The following is a 16,897-nucleotide window of genomic DNA, read 5'->3' as shown; positions in this document are numbered from 1 at the left end:
GGTCTGCTGATCCCGGAGGAGGCTCCGGGCCCGGACTTTCGAAGCCCGGAGCCCGGAGCCCTCCGGCTCATACCGACATCGGCTCCAGCTCGCGCCGGAACCTCCGCTCGTCCCGCGCTATCCGGGTCAGCGGGTGATCGTCACCGAGCTGCCGTGCCAGCTCGTCGCCCGTCTCCGCCCGCAGCCTCAGTGCCTCGTCCTTGCGTCCCATCGCGTCGAGCGTGACCGCGAGGTTCGAGGCCATGGCCAGGGTCTCCGGGTGGTGCGCCCCGAGTACCTCCCTGAGCTGACCCGACACCGTGCGCTCCGTCTCCAGCACGATCCCGAGCTCGCCCCGGTCGGCCGTGGCATTGGCCAGGTTCATCACGGAGAACAGCGTGTTCGGGTGCTCCCGTCCGAACACGTCGCGCATCGAGGCCACCACGCGCGTCAGCAGCCTCTCCGCGTCCAGGGGCGCGCCGGCCCCCGAGAGATAGACGCCGAGATTGTTCTGCGCGGCCAGGGTGTACGGATGCTGCTCCCCCGGCACCTTCATGTACTGGTCCACCACCTCCTGCGCGGCGTCCCTGGCCTCCACGGACTCCCCCGCGGCGAACAGGTCGGCCGCCATGTTGAGGTCGCAGGCCAGCGAGTCGGGGTTGGCCGAGGTGTACTTGGCCCGGTACCTGGCCCGGGTGGCCACCGTCAGCCTGCGCGCGTCCTCCAGCTGCCCCGCCCTGCGCAGCGAGACCGCCAGACTCTTGGCGGCGCTGAGCGTGGTGGGGTAGGTCCGGCCGAGCGTGGCCTTGTACGTGTCGTACGTCCGGCTGAGCAGACCCACCGAGTCCTCGTACCGCCCCACCTCACGCAGGTCCCGTGCCAGCGACATGGCGGAGGACAGGCTGTAGGGGTGCTCGGGCCCCAGGACCTCGGACCGCAGGTCGTAGACGTCCTGGTCGATCTCCCTGGCACGTGCGTACTGCCCGACGCTCCGCAGGTTCAGCGCCAGGTTGTTGGCCGCGGCCAGCGTGCGGGGGTGCCTGTCGTGGAAGATCTGGCTGAACCCCTCGTGCGCCGCGGTCGCCAGCTCGATCGCCTTGCCGTAGTCACCGAGCAGCCCCAGGTCGATGGCCAGGCTGCTGGTGGTCATGTACGTGTGCGGATGCTCCGGCCCCAGCACCTCCCGCTGCCGGCCGAGGGTCACCTCGTCGAGCTCCTTGGCCTCCACGTACCGGCCCCGTGTGCGCAGGATGTTGGAGAGGTGGAAGCAGAGGTAGAGGTACTGCAGGTCCTGGTTCCCCAGCATGTCCCGCCATGCGTCGCGGAGTTCGTCCCCGAGCCGGCCCGCCGTCCGGACGTCTCCCCGCTTCCACAGGTAGCGCACCCGGTCGATCAGCAGCCTGCGGGTCTCCGGTTCCCTGCAGTTGCGCGCGTCCGACGGGCCGAGGTGCGGCCAGATCGTCGCGAAGCGCGACCAGGTCTCAGGGTTGTCGATCGGCTCGTCGTCGTCGGGCCGGGCACCTGCCAGGATGCGGTGGACGACATGCCTGGCCTCGCGCTGCTCCTCCTCGTTGAGCTGGGCCCTGATCACCGCCTGCACCAGTCGGTGCACCTGGATGGAGTTCGACACCTGGTCGACCTTGGCGAGGGCGAAGCGGCCGATCTCCCGGATGACCCGGCCCAGTACCAGCTTTTCCTGGAGCGAGGCGTCGTACGGCTTCAGCGCCTCGATCATCTCCTTGCTGTAGAGGAGATTGGCGGAGATCGGTTCGGGAGCGAAGAACGCGCAGAGCTGGAGCAGCCGCACCGCGGCGGGTGAACGCTCCTTGAGGCGTTCGATGGAGATGTTCCAGGTGGCCGCGACAGGCTCCGGGTATCCGGCCGGCTGGTTCAGGGCGAGGACCTGGGGGGCCTGGCGGGCCAGTTGCTCCAGGTAGGTGTCGATGGGGGTGGCGGTCTCCGCGATCCACGCCGCCGCCTGTTCGACCGCGAGCGGCAGGTCCCCGACGGCGGTGGCCACCTGGGCGGCGTCCTCGTCGCTCAGCCCCGGTGCACGGCGCTGGAGGTGCTCGATCGACTCCTCCCGCAGGAAGACGTCGACGGGCAGCGCGTCACCGTGCTGGGACCAGGTCTGGTTCCTGGACGTGACGAGGATGTGGCCCGAGCCGCCCTGCGGGAAGTAGCGGCTGAGGCGTTCGGGATCGTCGGCGTTGTCGAACACGAGCAGCCAGCGTTCCGAGGGCACGCCCCGCCGCAGCAGGTCCACGGCTTCCTGTGACGCGGCCGCCATGTCGTCGCCACCCTGGGCGCCGAGCCGTACGGCGAGCTCGGCGAGGCTGGCCACCACGTCGTCGATCTGCTCGGAGGATATCCACCACACCAGGTCGTAGTCGGCCATGAAGCGGTGCACGTACTCCAGGGCCACCTGGGTCTTGCCGACGCCGCCCAGGCCGTACAGGGTCTGCGGCTGCGGCAGCACGACGGCCATGCCGCCGCCCAGCTGGTCACGCATCCGCTCCAGGACCAGGGAGCGGCCGGTGAAACCGGGGTTGCGGGGCGGTGCGTTCCAGATCCGGGGCACGGTGCCGGGGAAGCGGGGGCCGGGCGACATCCCGTCGCCGAGCTGCACGGGCCGGTCCAGGGCGCGCATCAGGGCCGTGGTGGCATGCACCTCGTCCAGCCGGAACAGGTCGACCGGGTTGCGGTCGATGTACGGCGCGGAGAGCCGGACGTCACTGACCCTGAGCGGCAGCAGCTGACGCCGCCCCCCACCGGGATCCTCGGAGACGGCCCTGTCCCACAGGTCCACGGCCCGCTGGGACTTGAGATAGGCGCTGGAGAGCAGGACGACCGTACGGGCCGCGGTCTCGGCCACGTGCGCGGCGTCCGCGGGTCCGGGGTCGGCGGAGACGTCGCGCGGGACCACCCGGAACCCCGCCCGGGTGAGGACCGATTCGATCCAGTCGGCCCACATGCGGTTCTCCGCCACATAGCTGAGGAAGAGATCGGCGGGCAGCGCGGGCCTGCGCCGGGTGAAGGCGTCGCGGATGCGCAGCCGGACCTCCTCGCCCACCGGAGGCATCGAGGTGATCTCCTGGTGGGTGACGACCGCGGTGAGACGTTCGAATGCGGACAGGAGCGAGTTGCTGAGTCCGGCCTCGTCACCGAAGGTGGCGAGGGTCTCCTCGTACGCGTAGTAGGGGCGGTAGGGGATCTCCACCGCGCCCCAGTAGGCGGTGAGTTCATCGCCCGAGAGGTCACGCGGCAGTCGGTCGAACTTCAGCCGGGCCAGCGCCCGTCCGGCGTCGGCCTTCTCCTTCTCGCCCTCGTCGATCCGCATCGGGACGGGGAAGATGGAGATGGGCCGGCCGGTGTAGCGCTCGGCGATCTGCCGGGCGACCGAGGCCGCGCCGTCGATGGACTGGTCGCTGAGGGTGAAGCAGTCGACGAGCACGTCCGGGAGGTGGACGGTGCAGATGTCGGCGATGTCGCTGAGACCCGTACGACTGTCGATGAGGACGTAGTCGTAGTTGGCCTTCATGTCGTCCCGCAGGGCGTCGAAGAAGTGCCCTCCGCCGAGCCGATCGTAGAAGTTGTCCCAGTCGAAGGTGGAGACGGTGGCGGAGTACTCGCGGTTCTGCCGTCCGGCGGAGACGAAGTCGAGGGTGCCGCCCCGCGGGAACTCCCAGCCGAGCGCCTCGGGAGTGAGCGAGACCGCGTGCGGCTGGATGCGTGCGTAGTCACGGTGCCAGTCGTCCGCCCGCTGGGCGGGGTTGGTCGCGGCCCAGGCGTATTCGGTGATCAGGTCGATCACGCCGGTGGTGGCGCCGAGCGTCGAGGGGTCGAGGAAGGGGTGGAAGAACCGGTGGAGTCCCGGGGCTTCCAGGTCCCAGTCGACGGCCAGCACCCGCTTCCCGTTGGCGGCGAGGATCCAGGCGGTGTTGGCCAGGGCCATGGTGCGCCCGGTGCCGCCCTTGTACGAGTAGAAAGTGACGATGCGCCCGTCACGACCGGCTGTCATACGTCCTCCGCATCAGTCGCAGGGTCGTGCATGTCGGGTATGAACTGTGTGCTGCCCATGGGCCCCATCAGTCGCGTCCGTTCGCTGTGCCGCCCACCGGCCGGTGGATAGACCGTGGCGTGCCTCAGGTACTGCTGGGCGGCCACCTCGACCACTTGGGGAAGGATCTGGCCGAACGCCTCCATACTGGGTACCCCCTTGGCCGCGACACGGCAGAAGGCCCGCCCCTGCTGCATCTTGACCGGCATCGTCTGCTCGAGTTTCTCGGTCAGTTCGGCCTCGGCCGCTCTGCTCTGGTGGTCGTCCCTGCACCAGGGGACGACCATGGTCACCCAGGGCCGGTTCTCCCTGTCGAAGGCGGCGAGCCGCCGTCTCAGGTCCTCGTCCTGCAGTGCCCAGCGGTCGACCAGGAGGATCTCCGGTGAGCTGGGCGGCTGCTTGCCTTCCCGTTGCCCGGGCTCCTCGTCGAACGACGTGATGACGGCCTGGTAGTTGAGGGAGCGCACGAGCTCTTCGGCGACGTAGGCCAGTGGTCTGGCGGCCGCCGGATGGTACGGATTCCACTCCTGCGGATTGTCGCCGTAGTACTCCGGGTTCCGGCCTTCGGGCAGGTCGTGGCGGGTGGGCGCCGCGATGGTGATCCGCATCGGCCTCGGGGCACCCGCTCCGCTCCCCGGTGCGCCGAAGGCGCTGGGGACGAGGCGGAAGTCGAGGGGCCTGCCCGAGCCGATCTGCACGGTGTCGGCGACGTGGACGATGCGTTTGGCCAGGTGGTAGACCGCCTGTTCGTAGTCCTGCGCGAACAGCGTGAGTTTGATCAGGCCGTAGAGCCCGTCGCTGACGTAGCGGTCCCCGAAATCCCGGTGATTGAACTGTAACCGCTCCGCCGGGCCCGGGAGTTGGCTCGGCTGCACCGGCACCCAGAGCGCGGGCACGATCGCCTCGGCCGGCTGATTCGACCGGGCCCTGTGATGGATGGCGCGCTGTTCGAAGGCGTACCACTCCTTGCCGCACATCTCGCTGGCGAAGTAGCGCGGCGAGAACAGCGGTACGAAGACCCGGCAGTTGGCCAGGACGTTGCCCAGCCGCTCCGACCAGCCCTCGCCGGAGCGTATCTCCCGGTCCATGAATCCGGCCGGCGATCCCGCGGGGAGATTGGTCATGGCCATCACATGACCGCAGAGATCTTGGAAAAGCCGTTCGACCCACATGTCTGGGTCCGATCCACCGCCGTACCCCGGTGTATGCGCGTAGCTCAGAAAAAAGTACGGCCGATGGTCCGCTCGCTGTTGCGTCATGCGTGCACACGACCCCCGTCCTGTGTGAGCACCCGCATCCCAGGACTATGGAGAGGGTGCGAGCGAATTCATCATTCCGGAGCGGACTGTGCTCCACCCCCATGGCGTTCGGTCAATCAACGCCGCTTTTCAGTCATCCATACCCAGGATTCATCGAACAGGTTCTTGATCCACGGCATTCATGAGGATGTTCATCCCACTTGTCCCATGTACACCTCTCACCTCGTCCCGGAGCGACCTCAGCAACCGCATTCCTCCGACAGTCGGTTCGGCTGCCCCGTCCATCATGTCGAGCGCCTCGGGCACACCGTCCATGAATCCGGGAACGAGGAAGGAAAGTCCCACACGTTCGTACGTGCCGGCCAGCAGTTCGGAAAAAGGGACCTTCGCATTCCGCTCCCAGGGCAGCCGGTACTCCCAGGCCCCGTCCATCGCGTAAAGATCCGTGACGTCCAGCAGGGCCCGCAGCCTGGTCCGTCGCAGACCGCGCAGCAATTCGAGGGCGAGCTCCCGGATGTCCCCCGTCATAACGAGTCCGACGGTCCCGTAGCCGTGGGGCCGCTTGGCGTTCCGGCCGGCGACGAGCGGGGTCAGCGTGGTCAGACTCTCCGCGGCGTCCGCCGCCTGTCGGGGCGCGGCCTTCTCCAGCAGCTCCCACGCCCTGCCGACGGCCTCGATCCATGCCTCCGCGTCCGCCCGGCCCAGCCGGGGCGCCGCCGGAGCCTCGAAGCAGTCCCGGTAGGGGTCCAGGTCGTCGAGGGCGAACCCGAGAGCGCCCCCCGCGGCGAAGTGCCGCACCGGGAGCCAGTCGGGACTGTCGGCCCCTCTCAGGACGATCCGTTCGGCGCCGCCCTCCAGCCGGACCGAGATCCCCCCGCCGACGGCGCGCACCCGGGCCCGGCCCGTCTCACCGGGCCCCGCGAGCCGCAGCTCGCCGACGGTGGGGAGGAAGAGCCTGCCGTCCCGGTAGTCCGCCGGCATCTCCAGGTCGAGGCCGGACCGCACCGCGGCGGCCGCCACGTACGACGGCAGCCGTAGTGCCTGGCCGACGGCTTCGGGCCGTTCGGCGTGCAGCCCTTCCAGGACGTCCAGCAGCCAGGTACGCGTGTACGGGTGCGCCAGGACGCGGTCGAGCCCGGCGGCGCCCTCGCCGGAGGCCTCCAGGACGCCGGCGAGTCCCCACGCCTCGTCCCACCGGGCGCCGCCGCGGCCGTCCAGGGCGTCATGGAGGCCGGCCAGGAGCGTTCGGGTCAGGTCGTGCTGCTCGCCGATCAGTTCATTCCGGTCGGCCAGCGCCGGGGACACGGCGGCGGCGCGCGTGCGCGCTTCGATCCCCCGTACGAGCGCCTCGAGGTCGGCGCAGTAGACGGACGGATTGTCGAAGTCGTTCGCCGAGCTGTAGCGGTGCGTGTAGAGCCCTCCGCCGCAGGACCGTACGACGGGACACCGGCGGCACGTCTCGCTGACACCCGCCAGGCCGAGCTGCCGCGCCCGGACCCCGGGATGGGCTGCGACGTCGTCGAACGAATGCAGGAACACGTCGAATCCGGTGGCCGCCGCGCCCTCGTAGGCGCTCTTGAGGGAGTCGACCTGCTCCAGTTGCCCGTCCGTCTCGACGACCACCAGATCCGTGGGGGCGAGTCCGAGGGACTCGGTGAGACTGGGGCCGCCGCTCAGCGTGGAGAGCACCGAGGAGAACAGGCGCACCGGCACCGGGCCGCCCTCCTCCTGCCAGCGGTCGAAGACCGCGAGGAGCCAGTCGGCGTAGGCCGTGGGCGATCCGTCGGGGCGGGGCGGAGGCTCGTCCCATGTGGCGTGCGGGAGGAGGAAGTCGATGAGCGGGGGGTCGAGCGCGACCAGGGCGTCCAGCACCGCGTGCGGGTCGTTCTCGATGTCGACGGTGCACAGGAGCCCGAGATTGAGATGGCGGTAGCGGTCCTGCCGGAGCAGTTCGACCGCTTTCAGCACGAGGGGGTGGCTGCTGCGCCCGTCGGCGAAGCGCCGGTGCCGGTCGTTGGCCGCACGGTCGCCGTCGAGGGAGATCCCCACCTTGACGCCGAACTCGTCGAAGAGGTCCAGATACCGGGGGCTGAGCTGAAGGCCGTTGGTGTGGATCCGGAGGTCGAGATCGGCGACACCCGACAGGGCGGATCCGAACTCCTCACAGACGCGCCGCAGACGGGCGGGGCCCGCCAGCAGAGGCTCCCCTCCGTGCAGGATCACTGACACGGAGGGCAGTGCGTGTGTCTTTGCGTGCTCAGCCAGGCGCTGGGCAGTCTTGGCGATGACATGATCAGAAACCGTCTTGGGCCGGGTTCTCCAGCTCTGATCCGCATGTTCATAGACATAGCAATGATCGCAGGCGAGGTCACACCTGCTGTGAACCTTCAGAACGATTTCGCGGAACGGGACCGCGGGGCCTGTCATTCCACCACTCTAGTGCAGCAACACCATGAATCCGGCCCACGGTTACAGTAGCCGACCGGCCGAACGGGTGGAATATTCCGACTGCTTTACGGCACCGGCGGTCCAGCTTCCCCTACAGCGAGGAGTTGAAAGTCGAGATCTCTGTCGGGCGGCCGCCCGCCGTCGCGAGCACCCGGCCCATCTTCCTGGCTGCTGCACTGCCGGATGCTTCGATCTTGGCGAGCGGCACACGACGCTTCGCAACAGCGAAGTTCTGGGTGGATTCGTAGGTCTTCACGGCCGTCCTTGATGGGCTCGTTCCGGACACGGAAACAGCACCGGCACCTGCACCATTGCAGTGTCCGGCGGCACGACTTTACTCTCATGGCCCCGGTGTGCAACTCGACTCGTACAGCCGTAACCCGAGTGATTTGCAGGACTACTCCAAATGGACGGGAACCCATTCATTCAAGGGCCGGGGCGACCACTACATCGAATACAGGGGTGAACATGACGGCGATTCCCGGACCACTGCAAAGCATGGTCTTCAGGAGCGCTGATCTGCCCGCACTCTTCCACCACACCGACGCCGTCGCCGTCGCACGCCAGCGCGAGGCGGTCAACACCACCCGCGGCCAGCTGGTCCTGCTCGTGCTCGGCACCGTGCCCGCAGCCCTGCCCTGGCATGCCGAGGTCGGGTCGAACATCCAACTCCTCGATGGTATCGCGGTGTTGGCCTATCTCGGTGTCCTGATCACGACCTACCTCGCCTCCCGGCGCAAAGCAAAGTCGCATTGGCAACTCAACCGCTCCGCAGCGGAGTTCATCAAGTCCAACTGCTGGCGCTACGCGGTCCACGGCTCCCCCTTCGACTCCGCCGTCCAGCACCCCGAGGCGGTGTTCGCCAGCCGGCTCGAAGAAGGACTCCAGGAGTTGCGGAAGGTCGGATGGGACGACCCGCGGGAGGAGATGGCCGACTCGGGCGGCGGTCTCATCACCGCGTCCATGCGGGAGTTGCGCGACAAGGCGTTCACCGTACGCAAGGAGACGTACGTGCGGGACCGGCTGATCGAGCAGCGGCGCTGGTACCGCAGGCGCAGGCTGGTGTCGCGCCGCGGTGCGCTCGTCTGGTCGAGCACCATCGCCGCGCTGACGCTCCCCGCTCTGGTCCTCGCCGTGCTGCAGACCTTCGGCGGCGCCGGTTCCTTCGCGTTGACGGGGACGTTCTCGGCCGCCGCCGCGGCCGCTCTCGCCTGGAACGAGACGCGCCGTCATCACCCTCTGGTGACCGCCCACTCCCTGGTCGAGGAGGACTTGGAGAACATGCAGGCCGCGATGGAGACCACCCTCACCGAGCGGCAGTGGGCGGCCGCCGTCTTCGAGACCGAGCGGATCGTCTCCCCCGAGCACACGGACTGGCTGGTCAGGCACCGGATGTGAGCGTGCACGGCCTCAGCCGCGCTCCACACCGTCGCGCCAGATGACGGTGACCGGCCGTCCGAGGCTGCGGGCGTACGTCACGATGTCGCCGGTTCCTCCGAGACCCCGCGCGGGCAGGCCGTCCCAGACCGCGAGCAGCCGGTCGCAGTGGTCGGCGATGTAGGCCCCCGCCGCGTAGTAGGCCTCGTCGGTGGAGTGCGGGAAGTCCAGCCGGATCTCGCGGGCCGCCCGGGCCTTGAGCGTCCGGTAGCGCGCGAGGTCCGCCTCGTCGGCGAAGCCGGCCTCGTAGTCCCCGCTGGGGATGACCACGGTCAGCTCCGCGCCGTGGGCCAGTGCCAGGTCGGCGAAGATCTGGTCGGCCCCGACCGCCAGGCTGGAGAGCGCCTCCAGGGAGCCTTCGTGTCCGCACAGCGCCGCCCTCAGTTCCTCCAGCACATGTGCGTGGACCTCCTGGGGGATGGAGCGGTGACCGGTCACTCCGATGCGTTTCACGGACCTGGAACCCCCTGGTGTCTGCGGGGGCTCCCGGAGGGCATCCCTCCGGACCGGCACAGCGTCCGCTCCCCGTGGTGCCTCTGCGACCGACCGTCCTGACATCCTCTCAAAAGCCGCGGGTCGAACGGGAGCCCCCGCCGGGGATCGGCGGGGGCTCACGGGAGTGCGGCGGTGCCCGGCCGGGTCAGAACACGCTGACGCCGTACGCGCTCAGTGCTTCGGTGACCGGCTGGAAGAAGGTCGTCCCGCCGGAGGTGCAGTCGCCGCTGCCGCCCGAGGTGAGACCGATCGCCCGGGTGCCCGAGTAGAGGGGGCCGCCGGAGTCGCCGGGTTCGGCGCACACGTTGGTGCGGATCATGCCGTAGACGATGTCGCCGCCGCCGTAGTTGACCGTGGCGTTGAGGCCGGTGACGGAGCCGCTGTGGGTGCCCGTGGTGGAGCCCCGCCGGGTGACGGACATACCGACGGTGGCGTTGGCGGCGCTGGTGATGTCCTGGCTGCCGACCGTGCCGGACTTGGTGACCGAGGTGTTGGTGTAGCGGACGATGCCGTAGTCGTTGGTCGGGAAGCTGGATCCCGTGGTGGTGCCGAGGACCGTGGTGTGGGCCGAGTTGGACCACCAGGTGCCGGCGCCGTCGGTGCAGTGACCGGCGGTCAGGAAGTAGTAGGTGCTGCCGCTGCGGACGTTGAAGCCGAGGGAGCAGCGCCAGCTGGAGGCGTAGATGGCGTCGCCGCCCGAGATCAGCTTGCTGAAGGTCCCGGGGGTGCGTTCGATGCGCAGGGCGCCGGCGTCGGCTCCGGCGGACTCCTTGATCTTGTTGATCTCCGCCTGCGAGACGGTGCTGTCCACGGTGACGACGACCCGGCCGGTCGCCGGGTCGACGTTCCAGGCGGTGCCGGCGACGTCGGCCTGGAGCACGGCCGAACCTGCCGCGCTGAGCTGGTCGGCGCTGTACGTTCCGGCCTGGTCCGCGTTGGCCGCGGGAACGGCGAGGGCGGCGACGGCGACGAGGCCTGCGGAGACGGCCGTGATCCGGCTGCGTCTCGCGAAGCTGCCGTTGCGGGGGTTGGTGCGCTTGATCCTCACTTCTCGTTCCTCCCGAGGGGAATCGGGGGCCCGCCTGTGGGGTGGCCGGACCCGTGAGGCGCGGTCATGGACGCGGCCGCCTTCCGAAACGCGTTCGAATTCCGGAGGCGTCGTGCTCCTGACGGGCGCTGCTCGGGAGTATTGAGGGGCGTCAACGTGCCACGCAAGGGCGTGTTTTCGGCCGCGTCGACGCCGGCCCCGGCAGCCCTGGGGCTGCTGGGACCGGTGGGGTCGGCCTTCGCGTCCCGGGTGGGACGGATCAGCCGTCGATACGGTTCCGCTCCCCCGCCGGGACGGCCACCGTGAGGGTGTTGCCGGGCGGCGGGAAGGGGCAGATGAAGTGGTCGGCGAAGGCGCACGGCGGCAGCAGGGTGCGGTTGAAGTCGACCCTTACCCGGCCGTCCCCGTCGGGCGCCGGAGGCCGCAGGAAGCGGAAGCGGTAGCTGCTGTTCCCGCTGGTGGTGTCGGCGAAGACCGCCCAGAGCGAACCGTCGGGTTCGACCGCCACCTGGAGGGTGTGCTCGGCGCCGTCCACGGTGAAGGTGATCTCGCCGGACAGCCCCAGACCCCGCTCGCGCCCGTCGGCGTTCTCGACGCGGACGGTCCGGTCGGAGTCGTACGGCCGGAAGGTGCCGTCCAGCGACCACTTCGGGTCGTACGGGGTGGCGTCGATGGTCCGGAACGCCAGGCGGGCCGGGGACTGCGGGTCGAAGTCCCTTACAGCCCAGAGGCCTTCACGGCTCAGCACGACCAGCCGGCGCTCGCCCTGGGCCACCCTGGACGCGTCGATGGGACCCCGGTCGGCGCCCAGGCCGACCTCTCCGGCCAGTGGCTTCGCGTCGACGGTCAGCCCGTCCTCGGGGGTGGCGGTGAGCACCACCTCGTCGGCTTCCTCTCGCCACAGACCGGGTACGGCCGGAATTCGCCCCTCCGGATGGTCGGCGAGCCAGTGGGTGCCGGTGAGGGAGAGCGGGCCGTGCGGCGCGGCCACGGCGACGATGCGCCCCTCGTGCCAGCGCTGCCAGGCGTGGAACTCCTCGCTGTCCTGCTGTGCGTCCGTGCTCATGCGGTCAACCCTTCCATACCGGCTCGGCCAGGCCGAGGTGCGACCTCAGCGTGGAGCCGGTGTATTCCGAGCGGAAGGCCCCGCGTTCCTGGAGGAGCGGGACGACCCGGTCGACGAAGCCGTCGAGGCCGCCCGGGGTGAGATGCGGTACGAGGATGAAGCCGTCGGCCGCGTCGGTGGTGACGAACTTCTCCAGCTCGGCGGCGACCGTCTCCGGGGAGCCGATGAAGGACTGCCGCGCCGTGGACTCGATGACCGTCTGCCGGATGGACAGCCCCTTGGCCTCGGAGAGATCCCGCCATCTCGCGGCCACGGCCAGTGGGTCCGCTACCCGGACCCTGCCCTGGACCAGGCTCGATCCGGGGTCCGGGTCGACGTCGGGGAGGGGCCCGTCGGGATCGTACGAGGAGAGGTCGCGGCCCCAGACCTGTTCGAGGGCGAGGATCGCGTTCTGCGGGGACACCTGCTGCCGGCGGATCTCGGCTGCGTTCTGCTGCGCCTCCGCGTCCGTGTCGCCCAGGACGACGGTGACCCCGGGCATGATCTTCAGGTCCCCGGGCTGCCTGCCGTACTTCGCGAGGCGCGCCTTGACGTCGGCGTAGAAGGTCCGCCCGGCCTCCAGGGTGCCGTGCCGGGTGAAGATGACGTCGGCCGTGGACGCGGCGAATTCCCGGCCCTCGTCGGAGTCCCCGGCCTGGATGACGACGGGGTGCCCCTGGGGTGAGCGGGGGACGGTGAACTCCCCGGAGATCTCGAAGTGCTGCCCGGAGTGCGCGAACGGCCGGGAGGTGCCGTCGGGCGTCCAGGAGTCCCACAACTCACGTGCTGTGGAGACGAATTCGGCGGCGCGGGTGTACCGGTCGGCCCGGTCGAGGTAACCGCCGCGGCGGAAGTTCTCGCCGGTGAACGCGTCCGAGGAGGTCACCACGTTCCATGCGGCACGGCCCGCGCTGAGGTGGTCGAGCGTGGCGAGGCGGCGGGCGAGTTCGTACGGCTCGTTGAAGGTCGCGTTGACCGTGGCGGCGAGCCCGAGTCGCTCAGTGACGGCGGCCAGGGCGTTGAGGACGGTGAGGGATTCGGGACGGCCCACCACGTCGAGGTCGTGGATGCGGCCGTCGTGCTCGCGCAGCCGCAGCCCCTCCGCGAGGAAGAAGAAGTCGAACTTCCCCCGCTCGGCGGTCCTGGCCAGGTGTTCGAAGGAGGTGAAGTCGATCTGGCTCCGGGAGCGGGGATCGGTCCACACGGTGGTGCTGTTGACGCCCGGGAAGTGGGCGGCGAGGTGCATCTGCTTCATGAAGTCCCCCCTGAGGTCCTCGCGAGCGCGTAGCGGTTGGCGGGCCTGCCGAGGCCGAGGTGCTCGCGGAGTGTGCCGCCCGGGTAGAACGTGCGGAACAGGCTGCGGTGCTGGAGCAGGGCCACTGTTCCGTTGACGATCCTCTCGAGGTCGCGCTCCGGCGAGATGGGGGTGAGGTGGAAGCCGTCGACGGCTCCGCCCCGGTGCCACTGGGTGATGAGCTCGGCGAGGTCCACGGGGCCGCCGCGGAAGTAGGTCCCCCGACCCGCTAGCTGCGGGCCGCTCTCGAGCCCGGGTTCGGGTGCCGTCTCGGCGTCCCCGAGGTCGACGGTGAGGGCGACCAGGACCCGCAGGCTGTCGGGGTCCCGGCCGTGGGCCGCCGCGGCGCGGCGCAGGTCGTCGCCGAGCGAGGCAGCCTGTTCGGGTGAGGTGGCCCGTACGTAGACGACGTCGGCGTGCCGCGCGGCGGGCTCGCGGGCAGGGCCGCTCGTGCCGTCGATGACGGTGACGGGCCGGCCCTGCGGCGGCCGCGGCACGATGGCCGGGCCGCGGACGGAGAAGGTACTGCCCTCGAAGTCGACGTAATGGAGCTTGTCGCGGTCGATGAAGCGGCCGGTTGCGACGTCCCGGATCTCCGCGTCGTCCTCCCAGCTGTCCCACAGCCGCGCTCCGGCGTCGGCGGCCTCCCCCGCCTCCTGCCACAGCGCGGTGGAGGGTGCGGCGGGGCGCCGGCCGAACAGCCGGGCCTCGGCCTCGGTCGTCGACACGTCGGCGTGCCAGCCGGCCCGGCCCTTGCTCACCCAGTCGAGGGTGGCGACGGCGGACGAGACGTGGAAGGGCTCGGTGTGGGTGGTGGTGACGGTCGGCACCAGGCCGATCCGGGTGGTGGCCGGGGCGACACGGGCCAGTACGGCGAGCGCGTCGGGGCCGGGCCGCGCGAAGGAGTCGCTCAGGGTGACGAAGTCGAGCGCGCCCCCTTCGGCGAGGCGTGCCAGCGCGACGTGGGAGCCGGCGTCGTAGCGCGGCGGGCCGCCGATCTCGGCGGCGAGGTGAAGTGGTCTGGTGGCGGACATGCGGGACCTCTCGGGATCAGTTCTCGGTCTTCGGGAGGCCGGGCGGATTGATCTCCGACTTCTCGACGGCCTCGTTGGACAGGCCCCAGCGCTTCAGCACCTCGGCGTACGAGCCGTCCTGGATGATGTGGTCGATCGCGGCGCCGTACGCCTCCACCAGCCCGCTGTCCTTCTTCGTGGTGGCGGCGATCTTCCCCTGGACGCCGTCACCGCCGCCCGAGAGCGTGCCGACGATCTCGGACTGCCCGGCCGACGCGACGTGGTAGTTGGCCGAGGGGCTCGGGCCCAGGTAGGCGTCGATGCGGCCCGACTGGAGTGCCAGGTAGTAGTCGGTGTCCTTCTGGAAGTACTTGATGTCCACCGGCTTGCGGCCGGCCTTGACGTTCTCCTCGTTCCAGTCGACGAGGATCTTCTCCTGGTTGGTGCCGGAGGCGACGGAGATCGTCTTCCCCGCGACGTCCTCCGGTCCCTTCACCTTCCAGCCGGATCCCTTCTTCGCCTCGAAGGCGATGTTGTCGAGCCGGTACGTCGCGAAGTCGTACTTCTCCTTGCGCTCCTCGGTCACAGTGACGTTGGACAGCACCCCGTCGAACTTCGAGCTGTCGAGGCCGACGAAGAGGTTCTCCCAGGAGACCTGCTCGAATTCCGGCTTGAGTCCCAGCGTGTCGGCGATCAGGGTGGCGAGGTCGATCTCGCTCCCGATCCGGGTCTTGTCGTCGGTCGCGTAGAAGCCGAGCGGTGGCGAGGCGTCGGCGCTCGCGCCCAGCCGGAGCGTGCCGCGTTCGCGGACGGCGGCGGGCACCTGGGCCGCGATGGCGTCGACCTTCTTGCCCCTGATCCGCTTCTGGTCGGGGCCGATGTTGATGCCGGTGTCCTTCTGGCCCTTGGGACGGATCACGTCCTCCGTGCCGTCGGCGGTGCCGCACGCCGTGAGCAGCCCGGCGGCGGTGAGGGTGGCGAGGGCTGCGGTGATTGTGCGGCGGACGGGCATGTGACTGCTCCTTGACTGCGGGGACATGGCTCAGAGGACCTTGGAGAGGAAGGCGCGGGTGCGTTCCTGGACGGGACGGTCGAGTACGTCGGCGGGCGGGCCCTGCTCGACGATCCGTCCCTCGTCCATGAAGACGACGGTGTCGGCTACCTCGCGGGCGAAGCCGATCTCGTGCGTGACGACGATCATCGTGGTGCCCCCGTGGGCCAGGTCCTTGATGACGTCGAGGACCTCGCCGACGAGCTCGGGGTCGAGCGCCGAGGTCGGCTCGTCGAAGAGCAGCAGTTTCGGTTCCAGGGCGAGGGCGCGGGCGATCGCGACGCGCTGCTGCTGGCCTCCGGAGAGCTGCTTGGGGTAGGCCCCGGCCTTGTCGGCGAGCCCGACGCGGGCCAGGAGCTTCTCCGCCGCGGCGACGGCGTCCTTGCGGGGGCGGCCCAGCGCTGCGACCGGGGCCTCGATGATGTTCTCCAGGACGGTGAGGTGCGGGAAGAGGTTGAAGTTCTGGAAGACGAAACCGATCCGGGTGCGCTGGCGCAGGACCTCGCGTTCGCGCAGCTCGTACAGCTTGTTGCCGGACCTGCGGTAGCCCACCAGGGTGCCGTCGACGCTGATCCAGCCCTGGTCGACCTTCTCCAGGTGGTTGATGGTGCGCAGCAGGGTGGACTTCCCCGACCCGGACGGGCCGAGGACGACGGTCACCTCTCCCGTGCGTACGGACAGGTCGATGCCGCGGAGCACCTCGAGCGGACCGAAGCTCTTGTGCACGGATCGGATCTCGACCATGGCGTCGGACCCGGTGGTTTCTTCTGTGGGTGCGCTCATCGCACGGCCCCCTTGGCGTAGTGACGTTCGACGTAGTACTGGAGGGCGGAGAGCACGGTGGTCAGGAGGATGTACCAGACCGTGGCCACCATCAGCAGGGGCACCACCCGGCCGTTGCGTCCGTAGACGACCTGGACCTGGTAGAAGAGCTCGCCGATCGCCATCACGGAGACGATCGAGGTGCCCTTGAAGAGGGAGATGATCTCGTTGGCGGCGTTCGGCAGGATGGAGCGCATCGCCTGCGGCAGCACGATGCGCCGCAGCTGCCGCAGCCGTGGGATCCCGAGCGCGGCGGCCGCTTCCAACTGGCCGCTGTCCACGGCCAGTACGCCGCCGCGGACGATCTCCGCCGCGTACGCCGCCTGGTGCAGGGCGAGCCCGAGGACGGCGGCGCTCATCGCGCCGACGAGGTTCATCGTGTCGAAGGAGACGAATCCGGGCCCGAACGGAATGCCGAATTCGAGCTCCTTGTAGAGGTACGCCAGGTTGAACCAGAACAGCAGCTGGACGATGAGCGGGATCGAACGGAACGCCCAGATGTACGCGTACGAGACCGCCCTGAGGAACGGGCTGGCGGACAGCCGCATGAAGGCCAGGACGATGCCGAGCGCGAAGCCGATCACCGTGCCGTAGAAGGTCAGCTGGAGGGTGACCCAGACGGCGTGGAGGATGGTCTCGGTGGTGACGAACCGGGCGAAGACGTCCCATTCCCAGCCGGGGTTGGTGATCAGGCCGTTCAGGAACTGGGCGAGCAGCACGGCCGTGGCCGCGACGGCGACCCAGCGCCAGGGGTGGCGTACGGGGACGACTTTCAGGGCCGCGTACTCGTCGACGGCCGGTTCTTCGGCGACGGTGGTTTCGGCCGGTGGGTGGACGGGTGGATCGCTGGTCAGCGACATGGTGGAGGTTCCTTCTGCGACGGGAG

Annotated in this window: 13 protein-coding genes; 1 reads left to right on the top strand and 12 read right to left on the bottom strand. The window is 69.6% G+C overall.

The window, feature by feature from the left end:
• Nucleotides 1–67: 67 nt before the first annotated feature.
• The 4 genes from fxsT to fxsA form a co-directional block, all read right to left on the bottom strand.
• A complete protein-coding gene (fxsT, locus tag ACFWFI_RS17940) occupies nt 68–4,000 on the bottom strand; it encodes an FxSxx-COOH system tetratricopeptide repeat protein (RefSeq protein WP_387390822.1) in 3,933 nt (1,310 codons plus the stop codon).
• Complete coding sequence (fsxC, locus tag ACFWFI_RS17935) at nt 3,997–5,298, bottom strand: FxsC protein (protein WP_387390820.1); 1,302 nt, start codon at nt 5,296–5,298, stop codon at nt 3,997–3,999. The genes fxsT and fsxC overlap by 4 nt, the downstream gene beginning before the upstream one ends.
• A gap of 150 nt (nt 5,299–5,448) precedes the next feature.
• Nucleotides 5,449–7,725: a radical SAM/SPASM protein FxsBH, inactivated beta-hydroxylase extension form gene (gene fxsBH, locus ACFWFI_RS17930; RefSeq protein WP_387390817.1), complete on the bottom strand. Its 2,277-nt coding sequence runs from the start codon at nt 7,723–7,725 to the stop codon at nt 5,449–5,451.
• Between the two features lie 112 nt (nt 7,726–7,837).
• A complete protein-coding gene (fxsA, locus tag ACFWFI_RS17925) occupies nt 7,838–8,002 on the bottom strand; it encodes an FxSxx-COOH cyclophane-containing RiPP peptide (protein ID WP_387390815.1) in 165 nt (54 codons plus the stop codon).
• Nucleotides 8,003–8,244: 242 nt separating this feature from the next.
• Between fxsA and ACFWFI_RS17920 the strand changes: the two genes are divergently transcribed.
• Entirely contained in the window at nt 8,245–9,144 is a 900-nt protein-coding gene (locus ACFWFI_RS17920; RefSeq protein WP_387390812.1) for a DUF4231 domain-containing protein, read from the top strand.
• 12 nt (nt 9,145–9,156) lie between these two features.
• Here ACFWFI_RS17920 and ACFWFI_RS17915 read toward each other — a convergent pair whose 3' ends face one another.
• The 8 genes from ACFWFI_RS17915 to ACFWFI_RS17880 form a co-directional block, all read right to left on the bottom strand.
• Entirely contained in the window at nt 9,157–9,636 is a 480-nt protein-coding gene (locus ACFWFI_RS17915) for a hypothetical protein (RefSeq protein ID WP_387390810.1), read from the bottom strand.
• A gap of 187 nt (nt 9,637–9,823) precedes the next feature.
• Entirely contained in the window at nt 9,824–10,726 is a 903-nt protein-coding gene (locus ACFWFI_RS17910; RefSeq protein ID WP_387390809.1) for a S1 family peptidase, read from the bottom strand.
• Nucleotides 10,727–10,985: 259 nt separating this feature from the next.
• Nucleotides 10,986–11,792, bottom strand: a complete 807-nt coding sequence (locus tag ACFWFI_RS17905; protein ID WP_387390807.1) for a DUF1684 domain-containing protein — start codon at nt 11,790–11,792, stop codon at nt 10,986–10,988.
• A gap of 4 nt (nt 11,793–11,796) precedes the next feature.
• Nucleotides 11,797–13,086, bottom strand: coding sequence for an NtaA/DmoA family FMN-dependent monooxygenase (locus ACFWFI_RS17900; RefSeq protein WP_387390805.1), 1,290 nt, complete (start codon nt 13,084–13,086; stop codon nt 11,797–11,799).
• Entirely contained in the window at nt 13,083–14,159 is a 1,077-nt protein-coding gene (locus tag ACFWFI_RS17895; protein WP_387390802.1) for an LLM class flavin-dependent oxidoreductase, read from the bottom strand. The genes ACFWFI_RS17900 and ACFWFI_RS17895 overlap by 4 nt, the downstream gene beginning before the upstream one ends.
• A gap of 16 nt (nt 14,160–14,175) precedes the next feature.
• Nucleotides 14,176–15,150, bottom strand: coding sequence for an ABC transporter substrate-binding protein (locus ACFWFI_RS17890; RefSeq protein ID WP_387390801.1), 975 nt, complete (start codon nt 15,148–15,150; stop codon nt 14,176–14,178).
• A gap of 30 nt (nt 15,151–15,180) precedes the next feature.
• Complete coding sequence (locus tag ACFWFI_RS17885) at nt 15,181–15,933, bottom strand: amino acid ABC transporter ATP-binding protein (protein ID WP_387390828.1); 753 nt, start codon at nt 15,931–15,933, stop codon at nt 15,181–15,183.
• Nucleotides 15,934–15,968: 35 nt separating this feature from the next.
• Nucleotides 15,969–16,871 (bottom strand): amino acid ABC transporter permease, encoded by a 903-nt coding sequence (locus ACFWFI_RS17880; protein WP_387390798.1) that lies wholly within the window; start codon nt 16,869–16,871, stop codon nt 15,969–15,971.
• Nucleotides 16,872–16,897: the final 26 nt, after the last annotated feature.

This window comes from Streptomyces sp. NPDC060209, assembly GCF_042728155.1.
In the GTDB taxonomy this organism is placed as follows: Bacteria; Actinomycetota; Actinomycetes; order Streptomycetales; family Streptomycetaceae; genus Streptomyces.
This window is presented reverse-complemented; position numbering and strand designations above follow the sequence as displayed.

Excerpts from the sequence above, each read along its gene's own strand:
- fxsT (WP_387390822.1), bottom strand. The coding sequence starts at position 4,000 with ATGACAGCCGGTCGTGACGGGCGCATCGTCACTTTCTACTCGTACAAG.
- fsxC (WP_387390820.1), bottom strand. The coding sequence starts at position 5,298 with ATGACGCAACAGCGAGCGGACCATCGGCCGTACTTTTTTCTGAGCTAC.
- fxsBH (WP_387390817.1), bottom strand. The coding sequence starts at position 7,725 with ATGACAGGCCCCGCGGTCCCGTTCCGCGAAATCGTTCTGAAGGTTCAC.
- ACFWFI_RS17920 (WP_387390812.1), top strand. The coding sequence starts at position 8,245 with ATGGTCTTCAGGAGCGCTGATCTGCCCGCACTCTTCCACCACACCGAC.
- ACFWFI_RS17905 (WP_387390807.1), bottom strand. The coding sequence starts at position 11,792 with ATGAGCACGGACGCACAGCAGGACAGCGAGGAGTTCCACGCCTGGCAG.
- ACFWFI_RS17900 (WP_387390805.1), bottom strand. The coding sequence starts at position 13,086 with ATGAAGCAGATGCACCTCGCCGCCCACTTCCCGGGCGTCAACAGCACC.
- ACFWFI_RS17895 (WP_387390802.1), bottom strand. The coding sequence starts at position 14,159 with ATGTCCGCCACCAGACCACTTCACCTCGCCGCCGAGATCGGCGGCCCG.
- ACFWFI_RS17890 (WP_387390801.1), bottom strand. The coding sequence starts at position 15,150 with ATGCCCGTCCGCCGCACAATCACCGCAGCCCTCGCCACCCTCACCGCC.
- ACFWFI_RS17885 (WP_387390828.1), bottom strand. The coding sequence starts at position 15,933 with ATGGTCGAGATCCGATCCGTGCACAAGAGCTTCGGTCCGCTCGAGGTG.
- ACFWFI_RS17880 (WP_387390798.1), bottom strand. The coding sequence starts at position 16,871 with ATGTCGCTGACCAGCGATCCACCCGTCCACCCACCGGCCGAAACCACC.